This window comes from Pseudomonas sp. LFS044 (assembly GCF_047978245.1).
Lineage (GTDB): Bacteria > Pseudomonadota > Gammaproteobacteria > Pseudomonadales > Pseudomonadaceae > Aquipseudomonas.
In genome coordinates this window covers 1-23,478 of the sequence record NZ_JBFPFX010000025.1, presented here as the reverse complement: position 1 = coordinate 23,478, position 23,478 = coordinate 1, and the positions used below count along the sequence as shown (strand labels likewise).

Here is a 23,478-nt window from a genome sequence, read left to right as displayed (position 1 = left end):
CCATGAGGCCGCTGGCGCATCTCTACCGAATGAAGAGGCTAATCCCTTGGCATTGACGATTCTTGGCCTGTCCGGCGCCCTTAGCCATGACCCTTCCGCGGCCCTGTACATCGACGGCAAGTTGATTGCCGCCGCCGAAGAAGAACGCTTCGTGCGTGACAAACATGCGAAGAACCGCATGCCCTACGAGTCGGCGAAGTTCTGCCTGGAACAGGCGGGCATCAAGCCGTCCGACGTGGACGTGGTTGCCATCCCGTTCGCCCCGATCAGCCTGTTCGGCAAAGCTCGCTGGCACTATGCCAAGCGCTACTGGTACGCACCGGACCGCGCCCTCGACGCCATCCTGATGGGCAACCGTCGCTACAAGCGCTACCGCAAGAAGATCGTCTGGTGCCTGGAGCAGCTGGGCTTCGATCCGAAAAAAGTCAAGATCGAGCCGGTCGAGCACCACTTGGCCCACGCCTCCAGCGCCTACCATTGCTCGGGCTTCAAAGAGAAGACCGCGATTCTCGGCATCGACGGCAAGGGCGAGTACGCCACTACCTTCTTCGGCTATGGCGAAAACGGCAAGATCCACAAGATCAAGGAATTCTTCGACCCGGACTCTCTGGGTGGCCTGTACGGTGCAATCACCGAGTTCCTGGGTTTCGAAATGCTCGACGGCGAGTTCAAGGTCATGGGCATGGCGCCGTATGGCGACGCCAGCAAATATGACTTCTCGCGCCTGGCCAGCTTCGAAAACGGCGAACTGGTGATCAACACCGAGTACGCCAACGTTATCGGCCTGCGCCGGTATAAAGAGAAGGGCAAAGGTTTCTACTTCTCGCCGAAACTGATCGAATGGCTGGGCCCCAAGCGCGAAGGCGACATCGCCGACGAGCCGTACATCCATTACGCGGCCAGCATGCAGGCGCTGTTCGAGAAGTTGGCGTTGCAGATGATCGACCACTACCTGGGCGACACCCTGCGTGAAACCGGCAAGCTGGCCTTCGCCGGCGGCTGCGCGCTGAACGTCAAGCTCAACCAGAAGATCATTGCCCGCCCGGACGTGAAAGAGCTGTTCGTCCAGCCGGCCTCCGGCGACGCCGGCACCGCAGTCGGTGCGGCCGCCTATGTTTCCCACGCCCGTGGCGTGCCGGTCGAGAAGATGGAACACGTCTACCTCGGCCCGTCGTACTCCAACGAAGACGTGATCGCTGCCTGCGCCCGTCATCCGGACCAACCGAAGTGGCGCAAGCTCGACAACATGCCGCAGCAGATCGCCCAGATCATGGTCGACGGCAACCCAGTGGCCTGGTTCCAGGGCCGCATGGAGTTTGGCCCGCGCGCGCTGGGTGGTCGTTCGATCATCGGCTGCCCGAGTGTCGAAGGCGTGGCTGACCGCATCAACCACCAGATCAAGTTCCGCGAGCGCTGGAGACCGTTCTGCCCGTCGATGCTCGACACCGTTGCCCCGCAGATGATCAAGGTCAATCACCCGGCGCCGTTCATGACCTTCACCTTCGAAGTGGCTGAAGAGTGGAAGACCCGCGTACCAGAAGTGGTTCACGAGGACGGCACGTCGCGTGCCCAGGTGCTCAAGCGCGAGTACAACCCGCGCTACTACGACATGATGAAAGCGCTGGAAGACCTGACCGGCAACGGCGTGTCGCTGAACACCTCGCTGAACCGCCGTGGTGAACCGATGATCTGCTCGCCGACCGATGCCTTGAACATGTTCTTCGGCTCGGACCTGCAGTACCTGATCATGGAAGACATCCTGGTCGTCAAGGACGGCGCAGCCGCGTATGACCAGCCGCTCTGAACCGCGCATCCTGCAGTTCTGCCATGGCTATGACGGGCCGTTTCTCGACTGCGCCCGTCAATACGCCAGCCTGTTCCAGGGCAGCGGCTACAAGGTCACCACGGTGTTCCTCACCGGCGCCGCCGACCCGCAGGTCGCGGCCGGCTGCGCGTCGGACGAGGTGCTGTTTCTCGAATTCAGCTCCAAGGCTGTTCGCGGCCTGAAGCTCGGTGCCATCCGGGCGCTGCGCCGGGTCGCGGCCGAGCGCAACTTCAGCTTCTGCATCGCCCACCGCTTCAAGCCGATTTACGTGGCCTTGTTGGCCACGGGCTTGCCGGTGATCGGCGTGCACCATGCGTTCGGCGACTATCAGCGCAAGGGGCGGCGGCTGTTCGCCAACCTGTTCAGCAAACGTTTGAGCCTGCTCGGCGTATCGGATGCGGTGCGCGACGACATGCGTCGTTGCCTGCCGCAGTGGCCGGCCGAGCGTATTCAGACCTTGTACAACCGCATCGATATCGGCGCGCTCGACGCAGCGCTGGTGCCGCGTGCCGAGGCACGTCAGGCCCTGGGGCTGGATGCTCAGGCTTGGGTCGTCGGTAACGTCGGCCGTCTGCATCCGGACAAGGACCAGGCCACCTTGTTGCGCGGGTTTGCCGAGGCACGCCCAGCGCTGCCTGCGGGGGCTCGCCTGGCGATCCTGGGCAAGGGGCGCCTGGAAGGCAAACTCAAGGCCTTGGCCGCTGAGCTGGGTATCGCCGGGCATGTCGACTTCCTGGGGCAGGTGCCGGATGCCCGCCACTACTTCCAGGCGTTCGATGTCTTTGCGCTGAGTTCTGACCATGAGCCGTTCGGCATGGTCCTGCTCGAAGCCATGGTGGCCGGCGTACCCGTGCTGGCGACCGCCTGCGGTGGTGCGCGCGAGGTGGTTGAAGGCGTGGGCGTGTTGTTCCCGCTGGGCGATGCCACGCAGCTGGCCCAGGGCCTGACGCATATGGCCAAGCTGGACGCACAGCAGCGCCAGGCGTGTGCCGCGCACATGCTGCAGCGCCTGCACGAGCGGTTCTCCGACGCGGCTGTGCGCGAGGCCTTCTGGCAGCTGCCGCAAGTGCGTGCGCTGGTGGGGCAGGCATGATGCTCAATCATATTCAGGCCTTCCGTGAGCGGGGTTGGCAGGTTATCGACGCGGCAACCTACGCCCAGGCGTGGGCGCGATTCGGTGGCAGTGTCGCCACGCACCCGCTGGTGATCGAACAACTGGCTGACCTGGCGCAGATACCCGTGCGCTACCTGGGTTGGCATCAGGCGGGTGAGCTGAAGGCCGCCGTGCCGACCTGGGGGCGCCATCTGGCGCTGTCCAAGGACGTGCTCAAGCGCGCCGGCAAGAAAGGCCTGTTCGACCTTGGCAATGCCGAGATCATTCTGCCGGCCGCCGCTGACGCTGCCGCGCCGTTGCGCCATGCCGTGCGCTACCTGTCCGAGCTGAACCAGGGGCGCTTTACCGGCCTGAAGGCGCAGAAAGAACAGCTGGCCATGGCCCGGGCGCCTGAAGACCTGTCGAAGAAATTCCGCTACAACCAGCGCCGCGAGTTGCGCCTGCTGGAAGAGGCGGGTGGCGTGGTGCGCCCGATCACTGATTTCAGCTCCCGCGAAATCGCCGCTATGTACTGCGACCTGTTCCAGCGCCGCTGGGGCTTCCCGGCCACCGGCGCCGAGCGTATGGCGGACGTGCTGCAGCGCCTGCGCGAGCTGCTGATTGGGTCGGTGCTGTTGCTCGACGACAAGCCCATCGCCATCCAGCTGGTGTACCGCGTCGAAGCGCCGGGCTGGGTCAGTGTCGAATACGTCAACGGCGGCGTAGACCCTGAAACCAAGGCCTTCAGCCCCGGCAGCGTACTGAGCTTTCTCAATACCCAGGCTGCCTGGGAAGACGCCCGCACGCGCAACAAGCCCCTGCGCTTCTCGTTCGGCCGTGCCGACCGCGAGTACAAGGACCGCTGGTGCAACCCTGTACCGGTGTACCAGGCGTGAGCCGCAAGCAGCAGTTGCTCAAGCGCCACCGGCGCAACAAGCGCCTGGGGCTGCTGGCCGGCCTGGTGGCGTTGGTTGCCCTGGGCGTATTCGCCTGGTGGTGGCTGCCGCTGTTGCTGTTGCCGTTGCTCTGGGCTGCCCACGAGGCGTGGTTTGCCGACCATCTGTTCTATGCGCCAGGCGAGAACTACGCCTACAACTTCGGCGAGCAGGCCCGGCAAGCGCCTGTCACCTTGCGTGACGGGGTGATCAAGGTGGGCGCGGCGTTGCAGGGCGATGAAACGCTAATCCTCGAAGTTCGGGTGAAGAGCGGTTGGTTGGGGCGTTTTCTGGACCCGCGTGTCGAGTTGCTGGCAGATGAGCTCAGCGATCGGCAGGCTTTCGAGCGCGGTGTCGCTGGGGTTCGCTTCCTCAACCTGACCGGGCTGGCTGCACCGCTTCAAGCGGGTACGTTGCGTTTGCGTGGTCGCCACTGCCGCCTGCAGGGCGAGCCTCGGCTGTGGATAACCCCCAGCGTCGAGTTGCAGCGCCGTCGAGTGATGGTGATTGCGCCGCATGCCGATGATGCCGAGCTGGCCGCTTATGGCTTGTACAGCCAGGCCGACGAAACCTGGGTGGTCACGTTGACCGCTGGCGAAATCGAGGCCGAGCACTATCAGCAGATGGGCCTGGGCAAGGCCGAGGCGGCACGCCTCAAGGGCCGTCTGCGCGCCTGGGACAGCATTGCCGTGCCGCGTTGGGCCGGGGTGCCGGAGTCGCGTTGCGTGCAGTTGGGGTACTTCTGCCTGCAACTGCCCACCATGCAAGCTGCGCCCGATGTGCCGGCGCCTTCACGTGAAGCCGACATGGCCGATATTCGCCCGTTCCGCCGCTTCAACCCGTTCCCGCTGCCGGCAGATGGCGATGGTGCGCCAACCTGGCGAAACCTGCTGGCTGACCTGCGTGCACTGCTGATGCTGGCCAAGCCCGACGTGCTGGTCATGCCGCACCCGCAACTCGACCCGCATCCGGACCACATCTGTGCCCAGGCGGCCGTGCTGGAGGCTTTGCAGGGCCTGGAATGGCAGCCGCAAACGCTGCTGTGCTACGCCAACCACCTGCATGACAACGACCGCTGGCCTATGGGCGACAGCGGCGACGGTGTGGCCTTGCCGCCGCAATTGAGTGCCGAGCAGCCATGGGCGCCGTGCTCTCTGGTGCTGGACCTGGCAACGCAACGCGACAAGGCAATGGCCTTGGGCATGATGCACGACCTGCAGCCGCGCGCACCGTTCAAGCGCCGGCTGCGCCGGCTGTTGCAGCGCTGGCTGGCCGGGCGCCGCCCGTCGCCTTACGGGGAGAACGAATTCTTCCGCAAGGCCGTGCGCCGGCATGAACTGTTCTGGCGCCGTGAGCTGTAGACAACGCCCATGGTTGACCGCGATGGCGCAGAGCGCCCAAGGAAAGCAATGAAAGTCCTATTTCTGGTGCAGAAGGAACAGCGGGCCATCCTCGATCGCCTGTACGACGGCGTCGCGGCCAACTGTGAGTGCGACCTGCGCTGGCTGACCAGTGAAGACCAGCGCAACCTGCGCCGTTACTTCAAACGCGAAGTGCAGGTCGAGCGCTATGACCGCATTGTCTTCTTCCTGCGTTTCAAGCAGGAGATCCGTCAGGTGTCGTTCATCCAGACAGTGCCGAACCTGGTCATCCTCGAACACGACGCCTACCAGAACTACATCCCCTGCAAGTACACCGGCAAGTTCAGCGCGCACTACCGCAAGTTGCCCTGGGCGCGGGTGATCAGCTCTGGATACATGGTCAGCGAGCGCTTGCGCCAGGAAGGTTTCGATGCGGTGTTCGTGCCCAAGGGCTACGACGAGCACCTGTTGACCGACCAGGGTCGTGAGCGCGACATCGAGCTGGCGTTCGTCGGCAGCACCAACAGCGTCGCCTACAGCGGTCGCAAGGCACTGCTGGATGAGCTGGGGCGGGTGGAGAACCTGGTGGTGACGCGCACCAAGTCTGGCGAAGACTATTGCAACACGCTCAACCGTATTCGTTTCTTCGTCAGTGCCGATGTCGGCATGGGCGAGTACATGATCAAGAACTTCGAGGCCATGGCCTGCGGCTGCGTGCTGCTGGCCTTTGACCAGGGCGCGGAAGAAAACCGCGCCCTGGGCCTTCAGGACATGCACAACGTGGTGTTCTACGACAGCATCCCGATGCTGCAGGCGAAGCTGCACACGTTGCGGGCAGACCCTGCCCTGGCCCAACAAATTGCCGAGAATGGGCGCCATCTGGCGGTTTCCCGTTTCAGCTTCGGTGAAGTTGGTCGTAGCATCGTCGACCACATGCGCCCGGCACTCAGGCCGCATCCGCCCTTGTCTGCATGGCAGCGGTTGCGGTTGAAGCTGGGCTTTTAATTAAAAGAACTTTCGCTTTCAGGGAATGCAGGCGAAAGTCGATTGTCGCAACGCGGAGGGAGTCCGGTGCGCTTTTCTGAAGAGAGTGATGTCACCCTGGTGGTGACCAGCTGCGGTCGGTTCGATCTGCTCAAGGAAACCCTTGCGAGTTTCGATCGCTATAACACTGCGCCCATACGCGAGGTTTTCATCACCGAAGACTCCGGGGACGATGCGGTGCATGGCGCCGTGCCGGAACACTGGAAGCCGTACTGCACGGTGTTCGTGAATCGGCCCAAACTTGGCCAGTTGCCTTCGATCGACCTGGCCTACAGCCACGTCAAGACGCCCTACATCTTCCATTGCGAAGACGACTGGCAATTCTATCGTCAGGCGTTCGTCGAAGATTCCAGGTCGATACTGCAGGCCAGCCCCGAGGTGTTGCAGGTGTGGCTGCGCAGTTATGCCCATGACCTGGCGATCCACAGCCCCTACATTCACTTGGGCGATCGCCAAGTGATCGCAGGTGTGCCTTGCTACCCTCTGCTTTCCGAGAAAGCCGAGTGGCAGGCCTTTTCGCTCAACCCCGGCCTGCGTCGCCTGAGCGATTATCAGCGCTGTGCGCCATTTGCCGCCTATGCTGGTGAGAAGGCGCTTTCCCGTCGCTACGCAGAGATGAATCTGACAGCGGTCACGCTGGAAGGTGATGCAGTATTGCACACCGGCTTTGGCAGCCACGTAACCTTGCCTGAAGAAGTCCAGCGCAAGGCCAAGCGGCGCCAACGCGATCGGGTAAAGCTGGCATTGACGCTGATTATGGGTGCCTTGGTAGGCATGGGAATTTCTATTTTTGTTCACTGAAATCGCAGTCCCACCTGGCTTGAACGGGAGAGGGGCGCTATCCCCATGAACATCGTCAACATGATGTGGGCGGGCGGGTCACCGTACATGTCCATTCACAAGGTTCACCGGCAGGTGCTGTCGCACGCGGGTGCGGATGCCCGTATCAGCAACTGGCTGCTGCTGGGCAGCGGCCTTTGTTGCGGGCTCGGCTCCACCCGCGAATGGCACATGCCGCAACGTGCGCTCAAGGGGCGGCATCTGTGGCGCCTGCTGCGGCCATGGCTGCGCTTGAAGCTGCGCAGGGCGTTGGCCGAAGCCAAGGCCGATGTGTTGCTGCTCGATGGCGTGGGCGTCGCGCGCCTGGTGCTGCCATTACTGTTGCAGCTGCCTGGTATGCGGGCCAAGGTCCTGTTCCACGGCAAGACCCGTCTCACCGCCAGCGATGTTCGCCTGCTGTCCAGGTTCCCCGCCGACCGGCTGAGTATCGCTGCGGTTTCGCAGACCCTCGCCCAGGCGCTGGAGCGCGACCTGGGGCGGCCAGTGCAGACGTTGCGCATGGCGCTCGAACCGCACGCGTTTATCGAGTCGCTGATGACCCGCGAACGGGCACGGCAGGTTTTGGCGCTGCCACAAACCAGCGGGCAAGTACTGGGCGCCGTGGGGCGGCTGGTAGAGAGCAAAAGCTTCGAGATGCTGATCGACGCATTCGCTCAGGGCACTGCGGCGCAGCCTGATGCACAGTTGGCAATCATCGGTGACGGCCCTCAGCGAGCGGCCCTGCAGTCACGAATCGACGCACTCGGCCTGCATGGCCGCGTCCATCTCTGTGGGCACCATGATGACTTGCAGCAACTTTACCGGGCGTTTGACTGGCTCATGGTGCCCTCGCGCGCCGAAGGCTTGGGGTTGGTCGTACAAGAAGCGGTAATGGCCGATGTGCCGGTGATCTGCAGCGACCTCCCGGTGTTCCGGGAGCAATTGGGGGACACCGGCTGCTACCTGCCGGTGGGTGATGTACAGGTCTGGGCCCAGGCGATCGAGCGCTGTGATGCCCGTAGCGCGGCGGCGCTGGCCGCCCGGCAGCGTCAGGCGCTGGCGCCGGAAGCGGCCTGGCAGGCTTTCAGCAGTGGCTCGGCCAGCCTGCTGCGCGGCTGAGGCTCAGCGCGCCAGCAGGGCCGCCTCGAAATCGGCGAGCGGGAAGCGGTCGCCAAGCTTCTCGCGTTCGATGTAACTCACCATGTGTTGCACATTGCGACGAACCATCCGGGCAGACAGTGGCGGGCGCAGGAAACGCATGTCTGCCACGTCGATCAGGCCCAGGCGCTGGTCGGGGGTGACCACCACATTGCCCAGATGCAGCGAGCGAAAGTACACACCGCTGCGGTGCAACTGGCGGATCAGGTCGATCAGGCGGGGCAGGTAGATGTCCCAGCTGAAGCCGTCGTCACGCGACATCTGCAGCAGCGTGCGCCCCGGCAGCGGGCGATACAGCACCGCCGTTCTGCCGGGCAGATCGAGCTTGTGCTGGCTGATGACCTCGAGCGTGGGGATGCCCAGTTGGGCAAGGCGCGTGGCGTTTTCAACAAAGCGCTGGGAATAGGGGCGCAGCAGCGCAGATGAAATCAGGCGCTTACGACGAAAAACCTTGAGGAAATTTCCATCTTCAAGGAGGTAGACTTTGGCGCCATGGCTGTCAGCCTCTAGAACCTGGGCGCCAAGTGTCAGCTGATCGAAGTCGACCTGGGTGAGCCGAGAGCATTGCATGAATTGAGCCTTGTCGTCTGGCGAGCAAAATGACCGGCAATAATGCCGAAAATAATGCTGTAGCACCATGATGGTGTCTTTGATTCACCGGGGGAGCTGATGTTGCATGAGAAAAACTGGGCGCGGGCCTGGTTGGGGTTCGGTCTGGTCTGGTTTGTAGCTGCGATCGCTCTGGCGCCCAGCAACAAGGTATATCAGCAGGGCCTGGTAGCGTTTCTGTGGTTGCCTACCTTGATACTGGCATGGCCCGCGCGCACGGTGCTGGTCGAAGCCTGGCGACGTCAGCCGGCGTTGTGGGGGGCGGTGCTGCTGCTGATTGTGTGGGGTGCCATCAGCCTGGTCTGGTCGGCCGCCGAGGAACCTGGCCGCGAAGCCAAGCGCTTGATTTACATCCTGGTGTTTCTGTTGGCGTTTCCCTTGGTGGCCCAGGGCGGGCCTGCACGCATTCGCCACTTGCTGCAAATCGGTAGCGGTTTGCTTGCCATTGCGGCGTTGATATCGATCGTCCAGTTCTATTTCGTGTTGGGCAATCCGCTGATCGGTAGGCTTGGGGGCATCGGCGAAATCTCCCACCCGATTCTTGGCGCCTACGTCATAGGTACGGCGGTCCTGCTGCTGCTCTATCAGTTGCCGCACCAGCGGGTTGTTCAGCTTGGCTGGTTGTTGGCACTGGCATGCCTGGGTGCATTCGTCATGCTCAGCCAGAGCCGCGGCGCGGTGCTGGCGTTGCTGTCCACCGTGGTACTTGCGCCGTTGTGGTTCCGCGACCGCCATAGCCGGCTGATCGCAGTTGCGGCCTTGATTGCCACTGGCGTGGCGTTTTATGTGGTGTATGACGTGATCACCGCGCGAGGCTCCTCGTTCCGCCCAGAGATTTTCCAGGCCGTGATTCAGATGATCGGCGAACATCCATGGACCGGGCTGGGCCTGGGTGCGTCCTACAAGGTGAGTGCGGTCGGTATGGAATTCGACCATACCCACAACATGTTCACCCACGTTGCGGTGGAGCTCGGGCTACCTGGCATGTTGCTGTGGATCGCGGTATGGCTGTTCACGCTGGCTGAAATCGTGCGCGCGCGCCACACATTGCTGGGCAAGATCCTGCTCGGGCTGTGGATTTTCTCCACCATGGCCATGCAGTTCGATGCCGCCAGCCTCACCGCAACACCGCGTGCCGAGTGGTTCGTGAGCTGGCTGATCGTCGGCCTGGCGATGTTGTTACCCTGGGGGAGTGCCGAAAATGACGCCTGTGGTAAAATTTCCGGTTCAACCTGAACAGCGAGCTCGATGATGGCCGAAACACCGCTACCGGCGGAGCACACCTCCAGCGTGAAGATCTACTTCCGGCTGCTGAGCTACGTGAAACCCTATGTCGGCATTTTTCTGCTGAGCATTATCGGTTTCGTGATCTTTGCCTCGACCCAGCCGATGCTGGCCGGGATCCTCAAGTATTTCGTCGATGGCCTCAGCAACCCCGAAGCGGTGCTGTTCCCCAACGTCCCCTACCTGCGCGACCTGCAGTTGCTGCAGGCCGTGCCGCTGCTGATCATCCTGATCGCCGCATGGCAGGGGCTCGGCTCTTTCCTTGGCAACTACTTCCTGGCCAAGGTCTCCCTTTCCCTGGTGCATGACCTGCGTGTCGAGTTGTTCAACAAGCTGCTGGTGTTGCCCAACCGCTATTTCGACAACCACAACTCCGGCCACCTGATTTCGCGCATCACCTTCAACGTGACCATGGTCACGGGGGCCGCCACCGATGCCATCAAGGTGGTGATCCGTGAAGGCCTGACGGTGGTGTTCCTGTTTGCCTACCTGCTGTGGATGAACTGGCACCTGACGCTGGTGATGGTTGCCATCCTGCCGGTCATCGCGGTGATGGTCAGCGTCGCCAGCAAGAAATTCCGCAAGCAGAGCAAGAAGATCCAGGTGGCCATGGGCGACGTCACGCATGTCGCGTCCGAAACCATCCAGGGTTATCGCGTGGTGCGCAGCTTCGGCGGCGAGGCTTACGAGCAGCAACGTTTTGGCCGTGCCAGCCAGAGCAACACCGACAAACAGCTGCGCATGACCAAAACCGGTGCACTGTATACGCCGATGCTGCAGCTGGTGATCTACAGCGCCATGGCTGCGTTGATGTTCCTGGTGCTGTTCCTGCGTGGCGACTCCACTGCCGGTGACCTGGTGGCCTACATCACTGCCGCAGGCCTGCTGCCCAAGCCGATCCGCCAGTTGTCGGAAGTCAGTTCGACCATCCAGAAAGGCCTGGCCGGCGCTGAAAGCATCTTCGAGCAGTTGGACGAGCAACCCGAAGTCGACAGCGGTACCGTCGAGAAGGACCGGGTGCAAGGGCGCCTTGAAGTGCGCAACTTGAGCTTTACCTACCCAGGTACCGATCGCGAAGTGCTGAGCGACATCAGCTTTACCGCCGAGCCTGGGCAGATGATTGCCCTGGTAGGGCGTTCCGGCAGCGGCAAGTCGACCCTGGCGGCGCTGATTCCACGCTTCTACCACCACGACCAGGGGCAGATCCTGCTCGATGGCGTCGAGATCGAAGACTACCGCCTGCGCAACCTGCGCCGTCACGTTTCGCAGGTTACCCAGCATGTCACCCTGTTCAACGACACGGTGGCCAACAACATCGCCTACGGCGACCTGGCCGGCGCACCGCGCGCGGACATCGAAGCCGCGGCGGCCGATGCCTACGCCAAGGAGTTCGTCGACCAGTTGCCCAAGGGCTTCGATACCGATGTGGGTGAAAACGGCGTACTGCTGTCTGGTGGCCAGCGCCAGCGCCTGGCAATTGCCCGGGCACTGTTGAAAAATGCCCCGTTGCTGATCCTCGACGAAGCGACATCGGCACTGGACACCGAGTCCGAGCGGCACATCCAGGCTGCGCTGGACCATGTCATGAAGGGCCGCACCACGCTGGTGATCGCCCACCGCCTGTCGACCATCGAGAAGGCCGACCAGATCCTGGTCATGGACCAGGGTCGCCTGGTCGAGCGCGGTACGCATGCCGAGCTGTTGGCAGCAAATGGCTATTATGCCCGCTTGCATGCCATGGGCCTGGAAGAGCCGGCAAAGGCCGATATCACCTGAGTCCTCCCTGAACGGGGCCGTATGGCCCCGATTGTCACCGGAATTTTCCAGGGCCCGAACTGGCCGTAAAGCCGTCGCCTGCCCTGTGCTAATATCCTGCCCCTGTTCATTATTTCCATATGGGTTGCCCATGAAGTTGTCCATGCCGCGTTTCGATCAAGCCCCGGTATTGGTGGTCGGCGATGTCATGCTGGACCGCTACTGGCATGGCGGTACTTCGCGTATTTCGCCAGAAGCGCCAGTGCCGGTGGTCAAGGTCGATCAGATCGAGGATCGCCCCGGCGGCGCGGCCAACGTTGCCTTGAACATTGCCGCCCTCGGCGCACCGGCAGCGCTGATCGGCGTGACCGGCCAGGATGAAGCCGCCGACAGCCTGGCCAACAGCCTGCAGGCTGCTGGCGTGCGTTCGGTGTTCCAGCGCATCGCGCACCAGCCGACCATCGTCAAGCTGCGGGTCATGAGCCGTCACCAGCAGTTGTTGCGCATAGATTTCGAAGAGCCGTTCGCCACCGACCCGTTGTCGTTGGGCGCTGAGGTCGAAAGCCTGCTCGAGGGCGTCAAGGTGCTGGTGCTGTCCGATTACGGCAAGGGCGCGCTGAAGAACCACCAGAGCCTGATCCAGGCCGCACGAGCCAAGGGCATCCCGGTGCTGGCCGACCCCAAGGGCAAGGATTTCTCCATTTACCGGGGTGCCAGCCTGATCACCCCGAACCTCAGCGAGTTCGAGACCATTGTCGGCCGTTGCACCGATGAGGCCGAGCTGGTCGCCAAGGGCCTGCAGCTGCTGCTGGACCTGGACCTGGGCGCGCTGCTGGTCACCCGTGGCGAGCATGGCATGACCCTGTTGCGCACCGGTCAGCCGGCGCTGCACCTGCCTGCGCGTGCCCGCGAAGTGTTCGATGTGACCGGTGCCGGCGATACCGTTATCTCCACGCTGGCGGCCGCCATCGCAGCGGGTGAAGACCTGCCCCACGCCGTTGCCTTGGCCAACCTGGCTGCAGGCATCGTGGTCGGCAAGCTGGGTACCGCGGCAATCAGCGCACCTGAGTTGCGCCGTGCGATCCAGCGTGAAGAGGGTTCGGAGCGTGGTGTGCTGGGCCTGGAGCAACTGCTGCTGGCCATCGACGATGCGCGCGCGCATAACGAGAAGATCGTCTTCACCAACGGGTGCTTCGACATCCTGCATGCCGGGCATGTGACTTACCTGGAGCAAGCACGGGCCCAGGGCGATCGGTTGATCGTCGCGGTCAACGATGACGCTTCGGTAAGCCGCCTGAAAGGCCCCGGTCGGCCGATCAACAGTGTCGACCGGCGCATGGCGGTACTGGCCGGCCTTGGCGCGGTGGACTGGGTGATCAGCTTCCCAGAAGGCACGCCGGAAAACCTGTTGAGCCAAGTGAAACCGGATGTACTGGTCAAAGGTGGTGACTATGGCATCGACCAGGTGGTCGGCGCCGACATCGTCAAAGCCTATGGCGGTACCGTGAAGGTGCTGGGGCTGGTCGAGAACAGCTCGACCACGGCGATTGTCGAGAAGATCCGCAAGAACTGATGGCGCTGGGGCCGCTTCGCGGCCCAATCGCCGGCAAGCCGGCTCCTACAGAGAAGCCGGTGCCCTTGGCCCGCGCTGTACATGGGGGGAGCCGGCAAGCCGGCTCCCGTAGAGAAGCCAGTGCCCTCGAGGCCAGCGCTGTACATGTGGGAGCCGGCTTGCCGGCGATGGGCTGCAAAGCAGCCCCCACTTCATTTATGCAGTGTGGTACGCGCCCGCTGCAGCAGCGCCCGCGCCTTGTCTCCAAAGCGCTGCAAATGTGAAACCTTGGCCGTTTTGCGCTCCACCAAACCCTGCTGCTTCACCCACTCTTTCCAACGTATCCGCTCATCCGTCACCACCCAGCCGTCCTGGCGCGCGAAGCTTTCGGCCAGGTACAACCCGCGGGTGCTCGCCGGTACCAGTTCGTCTTTCTTCAACGTATACAGCTCAGCCAGTGGCTTGCCGTCCTGCAAGGGCATCAAGTACAGGTCTGGCCGTTTACGGTTTAGCCGCGCCACCAACTGATCGCCCTCAAGGCGTTCATCCACATGGAACAGGCTCAGCTTCTTGGCCTCACGGGGCACCTGCAGGCGCATGTCGTAGATCAGTTGCAACGAGGCGGTGGGCAAATGCACATATGCCCGCGGCCGTTCCAGCAGCATCAGGTTGCCGCAATGCACCGGCCGTGCGGCGCCAGACTCTGGCGTCAGCACGAACGGCAGCGACTCACGGTAGTGCAGGGCAGCGTCATAGGGCGCCGGAAGCCAGGTTTCGTTGAAGCGCCCGCCCAGCCAGCCTTCCGGGGTTTCCAGCAGGCATTCTTCAGCCACTTCCTGAACGGCGGTGTGCAACGGCAGGTTCAACTCCTGGGCCGGGACATAACCTGAAATCAATTTCAGTACTACATCGCCGCGGTCCTGGCGCCGCTGGCGCACCAGCACCCAATAGTCACGGTGCTGCCAGTGCAAGGTCAGGCGCACCGAGACACCCAGGTTGGCCAGTTCGACCACGAAGCGCTGGTTGTCTGGCAACTGGATGGCGCGCCGCCGCTGCTGGGTCTGGGCAAAGTTCAGCGGCATGCCGATGCTCTGATAGACCAGGCCTTCCGGGGTGGCTTCGACATGCAGCGGCAGTGTCTTGAAGTTGCTCGGGTTCTTGCGGATCAGCGTACGCGGCACGAGGCTCCTCCTTGCGTCAGGGCTGTCTTCAGGCCCTAGGGTAGGGACAACTCAATGCTGGCCCAGGATACGGGCGACGGTGGCCACGTTGTGGGCCAGGTGCAGCGGATTGATAGTGCCGACGATAGCACTGCTGACGCCCGGGTGGGCAAACAGCAGTTCGAAGCTGGCCTGCACCGGATCGGTGCCGGGCGCCAGGCAGACATGCCCGCTGGCTAGAGCCTTCTTGACCAGAATGGCCTTGCCGTGTTCGGCAGCGTAGTCCAGCACCGGGCGTTCCGCCTGCTCGTTGAGGTTGTAGGTGACCATGGCGCAGTCGCCTTGCTCGAGGGCCTTCAGGCCACCGGCGACGGTCTTGCCCGAGAGGCCATAGCCGAGGATCTTGCCTTCCTGCTTCAGCGCTGCAAGGGTCTGGTAGACCTCCTGCTGCTCGAGAATCTCCAAGTCATTGCCATCGGAGTGCACCAGCACCAGCTCGATGCGGTCGGTCTCCAGGCGGCGCAGGCTGCGTTCGACCGAAAGGCGGGTGTGGGCGGCGCTGAAGTCGAAGCGCGACTGGCCGTCTTCGAACTCTTCACCGACCTTGCTGACGATCACCCACTCATCACGCTGGCCACGCAGCAACGGCCCCAAGCGCTCTTCGCTGCGGCCATAGGCCGGTGCGGTGTCTATCAGGTTGATGCCCAGCTGGCGCGCTTGTGCCAGCAGCATGCGTGCTTCGTCATCACCGGGGATGGTGAAACCGGTGGGGTATTTCACGCCCTGGTCGCGGCCTAGCTTGACCGTGCCCAGGCCCAGGGGCGACACCTTGAAACCGGTGCTGCCCAATGGGCGGTGGAAGTCGTGGAGGGTTGGCAGGGTCATGGCAGCAGTTGCTCCCAGGCTGGTACGCCGAGGGGCGGGCGCGGCAGCGCAGAGAGATCGGCCGGGGCGCCTGGGCGAACACCGTCGCGCTCGAGGCTGGCCAGCACGCGGTCACTGAAGTCTGGCGCCAAAGCCAGCTTCGTCGGCCACCCCACCAGCAGGCGCTGCTGATCGGCGAGGAAGGCGTTGTCCGGGCGCACCAAGCCAGATTGCGCCGGCTCTGCGCGGTCGACGCGCAGTGTGGCCCAGCGGACCAGGCTCTGGTCGATCCATGGCAACAAGTTGGCGATTTCCTTCTGCGCTGCAGCGATCTGCGCCGCAGGCTCGCGCGCTACTCCATCGGCTTCGGCAAGGTCGCCGCCGAGGTACCAGACCCATTGCCCATCGGCTGCTGGGTGGGTAGTCACGGTGACGCGCGGCTTGGGCCCACCACCCAGGCAGTGGGCATACAACGGCTTGAGGTTCGGGCCTTTGGCCATGACCATGTGCAGCGGCCGGGTTTGCATGGCTGGCTGGCTAAGGCCCAGCGCGTGCAGCAAACCTTCGGTGCCGGCTCCGGCACTGAGCACGATGCGCTGGGCACGGATTTCACGGTCGTCCACGCGCAGGCCGACCAGCTCATCACCTTCGCGCAAGGGTTCGATGTGCTCACCTGCCAGCAAGCTGTCGCCAGCCAGCTCGGCCAGGTTGGCCAACAGGCTGGGCACGTCGATGACCAGCTCCGCCAGGCGATACACCTTGCCCTTGAAGGCACGGTCCTGCAGCGCAGGTGGCAGCTGGTCGCCCTTCACCTGGTCGACCCGGCCACGCACGGCCTTGCTGGCGAAGAAGCTGGTGAGGTTGCCGGCCAGCGTGCCTGGGGACCACAGGTAGTGCGCGTCGGACAGCAGGCGCGTACGCCCGAGGTCCAGCTCGCCATTGCCGGCCAGGGCCTCGCGCCAGCGTCGCGGCATGTCGGCAATGGCTTCCGAGGCACCGGTCAAGGCACCATGCAGGGCGTATTTGGTACCGCCATGGATAATGCCCTGGGACTTGATGGTCTGCTCGCCGCCAAGGCTGGCGCGCTCCACCAGCACTGTCGAATAACCCAGGCGACGCAGGCGGGCATTCAGCCACAGGCCTGCGACCCCGGCGCCGACGATCAGCACGTCAGTGGAAATGGCGGTTGGCATGGCGGTACCTCGAAGACTGGGACAGCTGGCAAGTATACAGGCTCAGGCCAGGGTGGGCTTTGTGATCCTGGGGCCGCAAAGCGGCCCCAGGATCCATCTGGCAACATCAATGCCCGGCTGTCTTGGAGAACAGCTGAATCACCACCACCCCACCCACAATCATGGCCATGCCCAGCATCGCCGGCACATCCAGCTTCTGCCCATAGATCACCAGCGCCGCCACGCTGATCAGCACAATGCCCAGCCCCGACCAGATCGCGTAAGCAATGCCCACCGGAATGCTGCGCACCACAAGGGTCAGCATCCAGAAGGCGATCCCGTAACCGACCACCATCAACAGCAACGGCAGCGGCGTGCTCAGGCCCTTGACCGCTTTCATTGAAGCGGTGGCGATGACTTCGGCGCAGATCGCGATGGCGAGGTAGGTATAGGCATTCATGGCGATATTCTCCGGTTGCTGGTCGGCCATTCTAGACGCTGCCTGGATGGGGTAAAGTCATTACCTATCACCCCTGGAGATAGGTTGATGGCGGAACAGTGGAACCTTGAGCAACTGCGCCTCTTCGTGCGTGTGGTCGAGCTGCGTTCTTTTTCTGCCGTCGCCCGCGAGCAGCGCAAGGCACAGTCGGCAGTCAGCAATGCCATCGCCTTGCTTGAGGCGGACCTGGGCGTAACCCTGTTTGACCGCAGCAGCGGCCGTCAGCCGAAACTGACCGAAAACGGCACCGCACTGCTGGAGGATGCCCGCGAGCTGCTGCGCCAGTGTGAACGCCTGGACGGTCGCGCCCTGGCGCTGATGCGCGGGCAAGAAGCCTTGCTGCGGGTCGCCCAGGACGAGGCCATGCCTTATCAGCCGGTAATCGACAGCCTCGACGAACTGGCCAGCCGTTACCCCTTCCTTGAAGTGCAGCTGGCCAGTGCCGCCCAGGGTGATGTGGCGCGCAAGTTGGTGGAGCGTCGCGCCGACCTGGGTTTGTTCTTTCACCACGAAAGCATGCCGGCATCGCTGGAGCGGCGGACCCTGGGCAGCGTGGAAATGGTCACTGTGTGCGCCGTGGACCACCCGCTGGCGCGCGAAGGGCGGGTGACGCGCCAGCAGCTGGCACGTCATCGCCAACTACTCATTACCCCGCAGCAAAGCGGCTACCCGGGTGGCGAGGCGATCAGCCCGCAGGTATGGCGTGCCGACAGCTTCTACGCCATGGCTGAACTGTTGATGCGCGGCCTTGGCTGGGCCTGGCTGCCGCGCCACGTGGTGCAATACCCGACCTACCAGGCGCAGATGGTCGAGCTGGCCAGCGAATGGCGGCCACCGGCCTTGGTGGTCGAACTGGCCTGGCGTCGTGACGAGCCGCTGGGGCCGGCCGCGCAATGGCTGGCCGAGCGCTTTGCAGTACACCTGCGTGCTATCGGGTAAACTTCGCCGCCATGAACAGAACTCTCTATACCCTGCTGTTTCACCTGGGCCTGCCACTGGTTGCGTTGCGCCTGTACCTGCGGGCACGCAAAGCGCCGGCCTACGGCCAGCGTATCGGCGAGCGCTTCGCCCGCCACCTGCCAGCCATGCGCCAGGGCGGTATCTGGGTGCACGCGGTATCGGTGGGCGAAAGTATCGCCGCCGCTCCCATGGTGCGTGCGCTGCTCAAGGCCTACCCGGACCTGCCGATCACGCTCACCTGCATGACCCCGACCGGTTCAGAGCGCATTCGCGCCCTGTTCGCCGATGAACCGCGCATCCAGCATTGCTACCTGCCTTACGATCTACCGTGGGCGGCGGGGCGCTTCCTCGACCATGTGCGCCCGTGCCTGGGTGTCATCATGGAAACCGAGCTGTGGCCCAACCATATCCATCAGTGCGCCAAGCGGGGCATCCCTGTGGCGCTGGCCAATGCGCGGTTATCCGAGCGCTCGGCCCGTGGTTATGCGCGCTTCGCCAAGCTAACCCGACCCATGCTGGCCGAGATGAAACTGATTGCGGTACAGACCGAGACCGAGGCGCAGCGCTTCCGCGACCTGGGCGCACGGCCCGAGTGCGTGCAGGTGACCGGTTCGATCAAGTTCGACCTGAAAATTGACCCACAACTGCTGCCGCGTGCCAAGGCGCTGCGCGAGCAGTGGGGTGCAGGCCAGCGCCCGGTGTGGATTGCCGCCAGTACCCATGAAGGCGAGGATGCGTTGATCCTGCAGGCCCATCGGCAGTTGCTGCAGGTGCATGGCGATGCGCTTCTGATACTGGTGCCGCGCCACCCGGAAAGGTTCGATGCGGTGCACGCCTTGTGCAGCGAGCAGTTCGCCACGGTTCGTCGTTCAGCGGGTACGGCAGTGGGTGCCGAGACTCGCGTGTTGCTTGGCGACACCATGGGCGAGTTGCTGTTCCTCTATGCCTTGGCCGACATCGCCTTCGTCGGCGGCAGCCTGGTCGCTACGGGAGGGCACAACCCGCTGGAGCCGGCGGCGCTGGTATTGCCGGTGATCATGGGGCCGCATGTGTTCAACTTCCTCGAGATCAGCGCAATGTTGCGCGAGGCGGGGGCGTTGCAGCAGGTGGATGATGCTGAAGGTTTGGCCGAGGCGGTGCGCCGGCTGGTCGAGCTGCCTCAGGATGCACAGCGCATGGGCGAGGCGGGCAGGGCGGTGATGCAGGCCAATCAGGGCGCCTTGCAGCGGTTGCTGGATGGGCTTGGGCTGTTGATCCGCTGAGTCATGTGGAATTCGCTTCGCGGGTAACTGCCTCCCACCAGAGACCAAAGCCCGCGAGCGCGCCGCATACCCTGTGGGAGCGGCTTCAGCCGCGAAGCAGGCGCCGCGGTGGATGGCACCGGCTTCGCCGGTGTTCGCGGCTGAAGCCGCTCCTACAGGATCCCCGCCAAATCAGTGAGTCAGCGTTTCTTCCATGAGAGCGGGTTCACCCGCGAGTGGCGCGACACCTGTCTCAAGGCCTGCGTTCGAAGTTCTTCGCCGCAGCCGCAGCCAGGTCCGGCGGCAGGAAGTCCTTGTCCGGGTTGTAGTCCGGTTTCAGGTACCGCCTCAGGTCTACCAGGTCTTGCGGGCTCAAGGTGCCGGCAGCTTGCTTCAGGCTCAGGTTGTCGAGAATGTAGTCATAGCGGCTGTTGTTGTAGTCGCGCACCGAGGTGTACAGCTGGCGCTGCGCGTCGAGCACGTCGACGATGTTGCGGGTACCCACCTGGTAGCCGATTTCGGTGGCTTCCAGCGCGCTCTGGTTGGAAATGATCGACTGCTTGCGCGCCTGCACCTGTTCTACATCGGTGTTTACCGCGCGGTGCAGGTTGCGGGTGTTTTCCACTACCTGGCGGCGCAGGCTTTCGCGTTGCTGCTCGCTCTGGCTCAGGCGCTGGTAGGCCTCGCGCACCTGCGAGCTGGTCAGGCCGCCGCTGTAGATCGGGATGTTCAACTGCAGGCCGATGCTGGTCTGCTCCACGTCGCCGCTGTAGCGCACGCCCAGTTGCGAGGGGTTGGTGAAGCCAAGGTTGTCGTTGTCGCCTTTCTGGTACTTGGCCACCGCATCCAGGGTCGGGGCATGGCCGGCCTTGCGCTGGCGCAGGGTTTCTTCGGCGGCATTGACGGCGTAGTTGGTCGCCAGCAGGTTGAGGTTCTGGCGGCCGGCAGTCTCGACCCAGGCTTTGGCATCGTTTGGCGTGGGCACCTGAATCGGCAAGGTGTGGACCACGCCCTGGATCGACGAGTACTCCCGGTTGGTCAAGGTTACCAGGGCTTCGAAGGCGTCCTGTACCTGGCGCTCGGCGATGATCCGGTTGGCCCGGGCCGTGTCATAGCTGGCCTGGGACTGCAGCACGTCGGTCTTGTCGGACAGGCCCACGTCGAAGCGCTCGTTGGACTGGTCGAGCTGGCGCTTGAAGGCGGACTCTTCGGCCTTGGTCGCGGCCAGGTTGTCCTGGGCACGCAGCACGGCGAAGTAGTTTTGCGCGGTCTGCAGGATCAGGTTCTGCTCGGTGGCCGACAACTCCAGCGCCGCCTGCTCGTTGACCGCCTCGGCGGCCTGCAACTGGAACCAGCGGTCGGCACGGAACACCGGCTGCGCCAGGGTAGCACTCCAGGAATTGCCGCTGCGGTTGGAGGTGATCGAAGGTTCATCGAGCTTGGTGCGGGTGTTCAGCATCTCGGCACCCGCCGACAGGTTCGGCAACAGGCCGGCGCGGGCCTGGGGCACCACTTCGCGGCGCGCGCCATAATCGGCGCGGGCGGCGGCAAGATCGGCGTTGTTGTCGACCGCTTCCTGATAAACACTGACCAGGTCGGTCTTCACCGTTGTGGGCACATCCGCTGCCCAGACCACTCCGTTGGACGCACAAGACACGGCTATCGCCAGTGAGAGTTTGCGCAGCATAGAGGCAATCCTTGTACGAAATTGTAATTTCTGAACTGTTGAGTATCGAATGACGGGCCAGTGTAAGGCCCTGCGCAACTGGCAACAATCGCCGAATGCGCCTTTCATCATCGCTACGATTTACGCGCTTGGCTTTGCCGGCCACTCCAGTCTAGACTGCGCATGTTCTTGTCGGGGTGCCTTGAAGCAAAGGCTGAGATCGCAGAGGTGCGGATCCCGTTGAACCTGATCAGGTTAGCGCCTGCGTAGGGAACAAGATTGCTCGCCTTCCCGGGGAGCCTCTTGTGCCAGGTCCGGGAATGTCACAGCTGCGCGCAGCTCACGGCACCCCCATGTATCCGGCACTGCACACCCATCAAGGGGTGCGTCCGCGTCTTTCAGGTTCTCCCCGACATTCCACCGCTAGGAAGCTGTCTGGAGAGCCTGTGATGAGCAAACAAGAAAAAACGATCAACCTCAGCGAGTCGGCGCAAGTCGATCAGCAGTCCGTGCAACCGTTCCCGCGTTCGCGCAAGGTGTATGTCGAAGGCTCGCGGCCGGATATCCGCGTGCCGATGCGTGAAATCAGCCTGCACGATACCCCTACCGACTTCGGCGGCGAAACCAACGCCCCCGTGCTGGTCTATGACACTTCCGGCCCGTACACCGACCCCAACGTCATCATCGACGTGCGCAAGGGCCTGGCTGATGTGCGTTCGGCCTGGATCGACGCGCGCGGCGACACCGAGCGCCTGGGTGGCCTGAGCTCGAACTTCGGCCAGCAGCGCCTGAACGATGCGGAGCTGGCCAAGCTGCGCTTCAACCACGTGCGCAACCCGCGTCGTGCCAAGGCTGGCGCCAACGTCTCGCAGATGCACTACGCCCGCCAGGGCATCATCACCGCCGAGATGGAATACGTCGCCATCCGCGAAAACATGAAGCTGCAGGAGGCCCGTGCCGCTGGCCTGCTCAAGCAGCAGCACGCCGGCCACAGCTTCGGCGCCAACATCCCGAAAGAGATCACCGCCGAGTTCGTGCGCGAAGAAATCGCCCGCGGCCGCGCGATCATCCCGGCCAACATCAACCACACCGAACTTGAGCCGATGATCATCGGCCGCAACTTCCTGGTGAAGATCAACGGCAACATCGGCAACAGCGCCCTGGGCTCCTCGATCGAGGAAGAAGTGGCCAAGCTGACCTGGGGCATTCGCTGGGGCTCGGACACGGTCATGGACCTGTCCACCGGCAAGCACATCCACGAAACCCGCGAGTGGATCATCCGCAACTCGCCGGTGCCGATCGGTACCGTGCCGATCTACCAGGCCCTGGAGAAGGTCAACGGCGTGGCCGAGGACCTGACCTGGGAGCTGTTCCGCGACACCCTGATCGAGCAGGCCGAGCAGGGCGTGGACTACTTCACCATCCATGCCGGCGTGCTGCTGCGCTACGTGCCGCTGACCGCCAAGCGGGTCACCGGCATTGTCAGCCGTGGTGGTTCGATCATGGCCAAGTGGTGCCTGGCGCACCACCAGGAGAACTTCCTGTACACGCATTTCGACGAGATCTGCGAAATCATGAAGGCCTACGACGTGAGCTTCTCGCTGGGCGACGGGCTGCGCCCGGGCTCGATCGCAGACGCCAACGATGCGGCGCAATTCGGTGAGCTGGAAACCCTCGGCGAGCTGACCAAGATCGCCTGGAAGCACGACGTGCAGTGCATGATCGAAGGCCCGGGCCACGTGCCGATGCAACTGATCAAGGAGAACATGGACAAGCAGCTGGAATGCTGCGACGAAGCACCGTTCTACACCCTCGGCCCGCTGACCACCGACATCGCTCCCGGCTACGACCACATCACGTCGGGCATCGGCGCGGCGATGATCGGCTGGTTCGGCTGTGCCATGCTCTGCTACGTCACGCCCAAGGAACACCTGGGGTTGCCGAACAAGGATGACGTGAAGACCGGCATCATCACCTACAAGATTGCCGCGCACGCCGCCGACCTTGCCAAGGGCCACCCTGGTGCACAGATCCGTGACAACGCCTTGTCCAAGGCGCGCTTCGAGTTCCGCTGGGAAGACCAGTTCAACCTGGGCCTGGACCCAGACACCGCGCGCGCCTTCCATGACGAGACCCTGCCGAAGGAATCGGCCAAGGTCGCGCACTTCTGCTCGATGTGCGGGCCGAAGTTCTGCTCGATGAAAATCACCCAGGAGGTGCGTGAATACGCCGCCAACCTGCGGATCGACGCGGTGGATGTATCGGTCGAGGAGGGCATGCGCGAACAGGCCGAGCGGTTCCGCCAGGAAGGCAGCCAGCTGTATCACAAGGTGTAAGGCTTCAGGTGCAGCGGCGGTTGTCGCTGCTTGCTACATCGGGGCCGCTGTGCGGCCCATCGCCGGGGGGCCCGCGCCGCCCCGGGGTAGAGCAATGCCCGGGCGGCGGCGGGCCGGGGGGGGGGGGGGGGCGGCGCGGGGGGGG

At 63.5% G+C, this 23,478-nt stretch carries 19 protein-coding genes and 1 riboswitch; of the genes, 13 read left to right on the top strand and 6 right to left on the bottom strand.

What is annotated here, in order from left to right; all coding sequences use genetic code 11:
• Positions 1-46: 46 nt before the first annotated feature.
• From ACNQPL_RS19755 to ACNQPL_RS19725, 7 genes are all read left to right on the top strand, one after another.
• Positions 47-1,804, top strand: a complete 1,758-nt coding sequence (locus ACNQPL_RS19755) for a carbamoyltransferase (protein ID WP_416467652.1) — start codon at positions 47-49, stop codon at positions 1,802-1,804.
• Positions 1,788-2,918, top strand: coding sequence for a glycosyltransferase (locus ACNQPL_RS19750; RefSeq protein ID WP_416467651.1), 1,131 nt, complete (start codon positions 1,788-1,790; stop codon positions 2,916-2,918). The genes ACNQPL_RS19755 and ACNQPL_RS19750 overlap by 17 nt, the downstream gene beginning before the upstream one ends.
• Positions 2,918-3,814, top strand: a complete 897-nt coding sequence (locus ACNQPL_RS19745) for an antimicrobial resistance protein Mig-14 (protein ID WP_346615421.1) — start codon at positions 2,918-2,920, stop codon at positions 3,812-3,814. Before ACNQPL_RS19750 ends, ACNQPL_RS19745 begins: the two co-directional genes overlap by 1 nt.
• Entirely contained in the window at positions 3,811-5,214 is a 1,404-nt protein-coding gene (locus ACNQPL_RS19740; protein WP_416467649.1) for a PIG-L family deacetylase, read from the top strand. Before ACNQPL_RS19745 ends, ACNQPL_RS19740 begins: the two co-directional genes overlap by 4 nt.
• A 48-nt stretch (positions 5,215-5,262) precedes the next feature.
• On the top strand, positions 5,263-6,219 hold the full coding sequence (locus ACNQPL_RS19735) for a glycosyltransferase family protein (RefSeq protein ID WP_416467648.1): 957 nt from the start codon (positions 5,263-5,265) through the stop codon (positions 6,217-6,219).
• Between the two features lie 66 nt (positions 6,220-6,285).
• Positions 6,286-7,059: a glycosyltransferase family 2 protein gene (locus tag ACNQPL_RS19730; RefSeq protein ID WP_416467678.1), complete on the top strand. Its 774-nt coding sequence runs from the start codon at positions 6,286-6,288 to the stop codon at positions 7,057-7,059.
• A 45-nt stretch (positions 7,060-7,104) separates the two neighbouring features.
• Positions 7,105-8,196, top strand: coding sequence for a glycosyltransferase (locus tag ACNQPL_RS19725; protein WP_346615370.1), 1,092 nt, complete (start codon positions 7,105-7,107; stop codon positions 8,194-8,196).
• A gap of 3 nt (positions 8,197-8,199) precedes the next feature.
• Here the strand turns inward: ACNQPL_RS19725 and ACNQPL_RS19720 are convergent, their stop codons facing one another.
• The gene (locus ACNQPL_RS19720) at positions 8,200-8,805 is read right to left on the bottom strand and encodes a toluene tolerance protein (protein ID WP_346615369.1); all 606 of its coding nucleotides are present in this window, start codon (positions 8,803-8,805) and stop codon (positions 8,200-8,202) included.
• Between the two features lie 99 nt (positions 8,806-8,904).
• Here ACNQPL_RS19720 and ACNQPL_RS19715 point away from each other — a divergent pair, with 99 nt between their 5' ends.
• The 3 genes from ACNQPL_RS19715 (at position 8,905) to hldE (ending at position 13,456) form a co-directional block, all read left to right on the top strand.
• On the top strand, positions 8,905-10,080 hold the full coding sequence (locus tag ACNQPL_RS19715) for an O-antigen ligase family protein (RefSeq protein ID WP_346615368.1): 1,176 nt from the start codon (positions 8,905-8,907) through the stop codon (positions 10,078-10,080).
• A gap of 15 nt (positions 10,081-10,095) precedes the next feature.
• Positions 10,096-11,904, top strand: a complete 1,809-nt coding sequence (msbA, locus tag ACNQPL_RS19710) for a lipid A export permease/ATP-binding protein MsbA (RefSeq protein WP_346615367.1) — start codon at positions 10,096-10,098, stop codon at positions 11,902-11,904.
• 130 nt (positions 11,905-12,034) lie between these two features.
• The gene (gene hldE / locus ACNQPL_RS19705) at positions 12,035-13,456 is read left to right on the top strand and encodes a bifunctional D-glycero-beta-D-manno-heptose-7-phosphate kinase/D-glycero-beta-D-manno-heptose 1-phosphate adenylyltransferase HldE (RefSeq protein WP_346615366.1); all 1,422 of its coding nucleotides are present in this window, start codon (positions 12,035-12,037) and stop codon (positions 13,454-13,456) included.
• A gap of 191 nt (positions 13,457-13,647) precedes the next feature.
• Here hldE and ACNQPL_RS19700 read toward each other — a convergent pair whose 3' ends face one another.
• The 4 genes from ACNQPL_RS19700 to ACNQPL_RS19685 form a co-directional block, all read right to left on the bottom strand.
• Entirely contained in the window at positions 13,648-14,616 is a 969-nt protein-coding gene (locus ACNQPL_RS19700; RefSeq protein WP_387522573.1) for a metal ABC transporter ATPase, read from the bottom strand.
• A gap of 51 nt (positions 14,617-14,667) precedes the next feature.
• Positions 14,668-15,480, bottom strand: coding sequence for an aldo/keto reductase (locus tag ACNQPL_RS19695; RefSeq protein WP_346615364.1), 813 nt, complete (start codon positions 15,478-15,480; stop codon positions 14,668-14,670).
• Positions 15,477-16,652, bottom strand: coding sequence for an NAD(P)/FAD-dependent oxidoreductase (locus ACNQPL_RS19690; RefSeq protein WP_416467647.1), 1,176 nt, complete (start codon positions 16,650-16,652; stop codon positions 15,477-15,479). The genes ACNQPL_RS19695 and ACNQPL_RS19690 overlap by 4 nt, the downstream gene beginning before the upstream one ends.
• 106 nt (positions 16,653-16,758) lie before the next feature.
• On the bottom strand, positions 16,759-17,091 hold the full coding sequence (locus ACNQPL_RS19685) for a DMT family transporter (protein WP_008095055.1): 333 nt from the start codon (positions 17,089-17,091) through the stop codon (positions 16,759-16,761).
• Between the two features lie 87 nt (positions 17,092-17,178).
• Between ACNQPL_RS19685 and ACNQPL_RS19680 the strand changes: the two genes are divergently transcribed.
• On the top strand, positions 17,179-18,069 hold the full coding sequence (locus ACNQPL_RS19680; protein ID WP_416467646.1) for a LysR family transcriptional regulator: 891 nt from the start codon (positions 17,179-17,181) through the stop codon (positions 18,067-18,069).
• Positions 18,070-18,080: 11 nt separating this feature from the next.
• Positions 18,081-19,352, top strand: coding sequence for a lipid IV(A) 3-deoxy-D-manno-octulosonic acid transferase (gene waaA / locus ACNQPL_RS19675; protein WP_416467645.1), 1,272 nt, complete (start codon positions 18,081-18,083; stop codon positions 19,350-19,352).
• Positions 19,353-19,584: 232 nt separating this feature from the next.
• Here the strand turns inward: waaA and ACNQPL_RS19670 are convergent, their stop codons facing one another.
• A complete protein-coding gene (locus tag ACNQPL_RS19670; protein WP_346614838.1) occupies positions 19,585-21,018 on the bottom strand; it encodes a TolC family outer membrane protein in 1,434 nt (477 codons plus the stop codon).
• A 162-nt stretch (positions 21,019-21,180) separates the two neighbouring features.
• A riboswitch (TPP riboswitch) is annotated at positions 21,181-21,287 on the top strand.
• Positions 21,288-21,446: 159 nt separating this feature from the next.
• Between ACNQPL_RS19670 and thiC the strand changes: the two genes are divergently transcribed.
• Positions 21,447-23,333: a phosphomethylpyrimidine synthase ThiC gene (gene thiC / locus ACNQPL_RS19665; protein WP_346614837.1), complete on the top strand. Its 1,887-nt coding sequence runs from the start codon at positions 21,447-21,449 to the stop codon at positions 23,331-23,333.
• Positions 23,334-23,478: the final 145 nt, after the last annotated feature.

Excerpts from the sequence above, each read along its gene's own strand:
- ACNQPL_RS19750 (WP_416467651.1), top strand. The coding sequence starts at position 1,788 with ATGACCAGCCGCTCTGAACCGCGCATCCTGCAGTTCTGCCATGGCTAT.
- ACNQPL_RS19745 (WP_346615421.1), top strand. The coding sequence starts at position 2,918 with ATGCTCAATCATATTCAGGCCTTCCGTGAGCGGGGTTGGCAGGTTATC.
- ACNQPL_RS19735 (WP_416467648.1), top strand. The coding sequence starts at position 5,263 with ATGAAAGTCCTATTTCTGGTGCAGAAGGAACAGCGGGCCATCCTCGAT.
- ACNQPL_RS19725 (WP_346615370.1), top strand. The coding sequence starts at position 7,105 with ATGAACATCGTCAACATGATGTGGGCGGGCGGGTCACCGTACATGTCC.
- ACNQPL_RS19720 (WP_346615369.1), bottom strand. The coding sequence starts at position 8,805 with ATGCAATGCTCTCGGCTCACCCAGGTCGACTTCGATCAGCTGACACTT.
- ACNQPL_RS19715 (WP_346615368.1), top strand. The coding sequence starts at position 8,905 with ATGTTGCATGAGAAAAACTGGGCGCGGGCCTGGTTGGGGTTCGGTCTG.
- msbA (WP_346615367.1), top strand. The coding sequence starts at position 10,096 with ATGGCCGAAACACCGCTACCGGCGGAGCACACCTCCAGCGTGAAGATC.
- hldE (WP_346615366.1), top strand. The coding sequence starts at position 12,035 with ATGAAGTTGTCCATGCCGCGTTTCGATCAAGCCCCGGTATTGGTGGTC.
- ACNQPL_RS19695 (WP_346615364.1), bottom strand. The coding sequence starts at position 15,480 with ATGACCCTGCCAACCCTCCACGACTTCCACCGCCCATTGGGCAGCACC.
- ACNQPL_RS19690 (WP_416467647.1), bottom strand. The coding sequence starts at position 16,652 with ATGCCAACCGCCATTTCCACTGACGTGCTGATCGTCGGCGCCGGGGTC.
- ACNQPL_RS19685 (WP_008095055.1), bottom strand. The coding sequence starts at position 17,091 with ATGAATGCCTATACCTACCTCGCCATCGCGATCTGCGCCGAAGTCATC.
- ACNQPL_RS19680 (WP_416467646.1), top strand. The coding sequence starts at position 17,179 with ATGGCGGAACAGTGGAACCTTGAGCAACTGCGCCTCTTCGTGCGTGTG.
- waaA (WP_416467645.1), top strand. The coding sequence starts at position 18,081 with ATGAACAGAACTCTCTATACCCTGCTGTTTCACCTGGGCCTGCCACTG.
- ACNQPL_RS19670 (WP_346614838.1), bottom strand. The coding sequence starts at position 21,018 with ATGCTGCGCAAACTCTCACTGGCGATAGCCGTGTCTTGTGCGTCCAAC.
- thiC (WP_346614837.1), top strand. The coding sequence starts at position 21,447 with ATGAGCAAACAAGAAAAAACGATCAACCTCAGCGAGTCGGCGCAAGTC.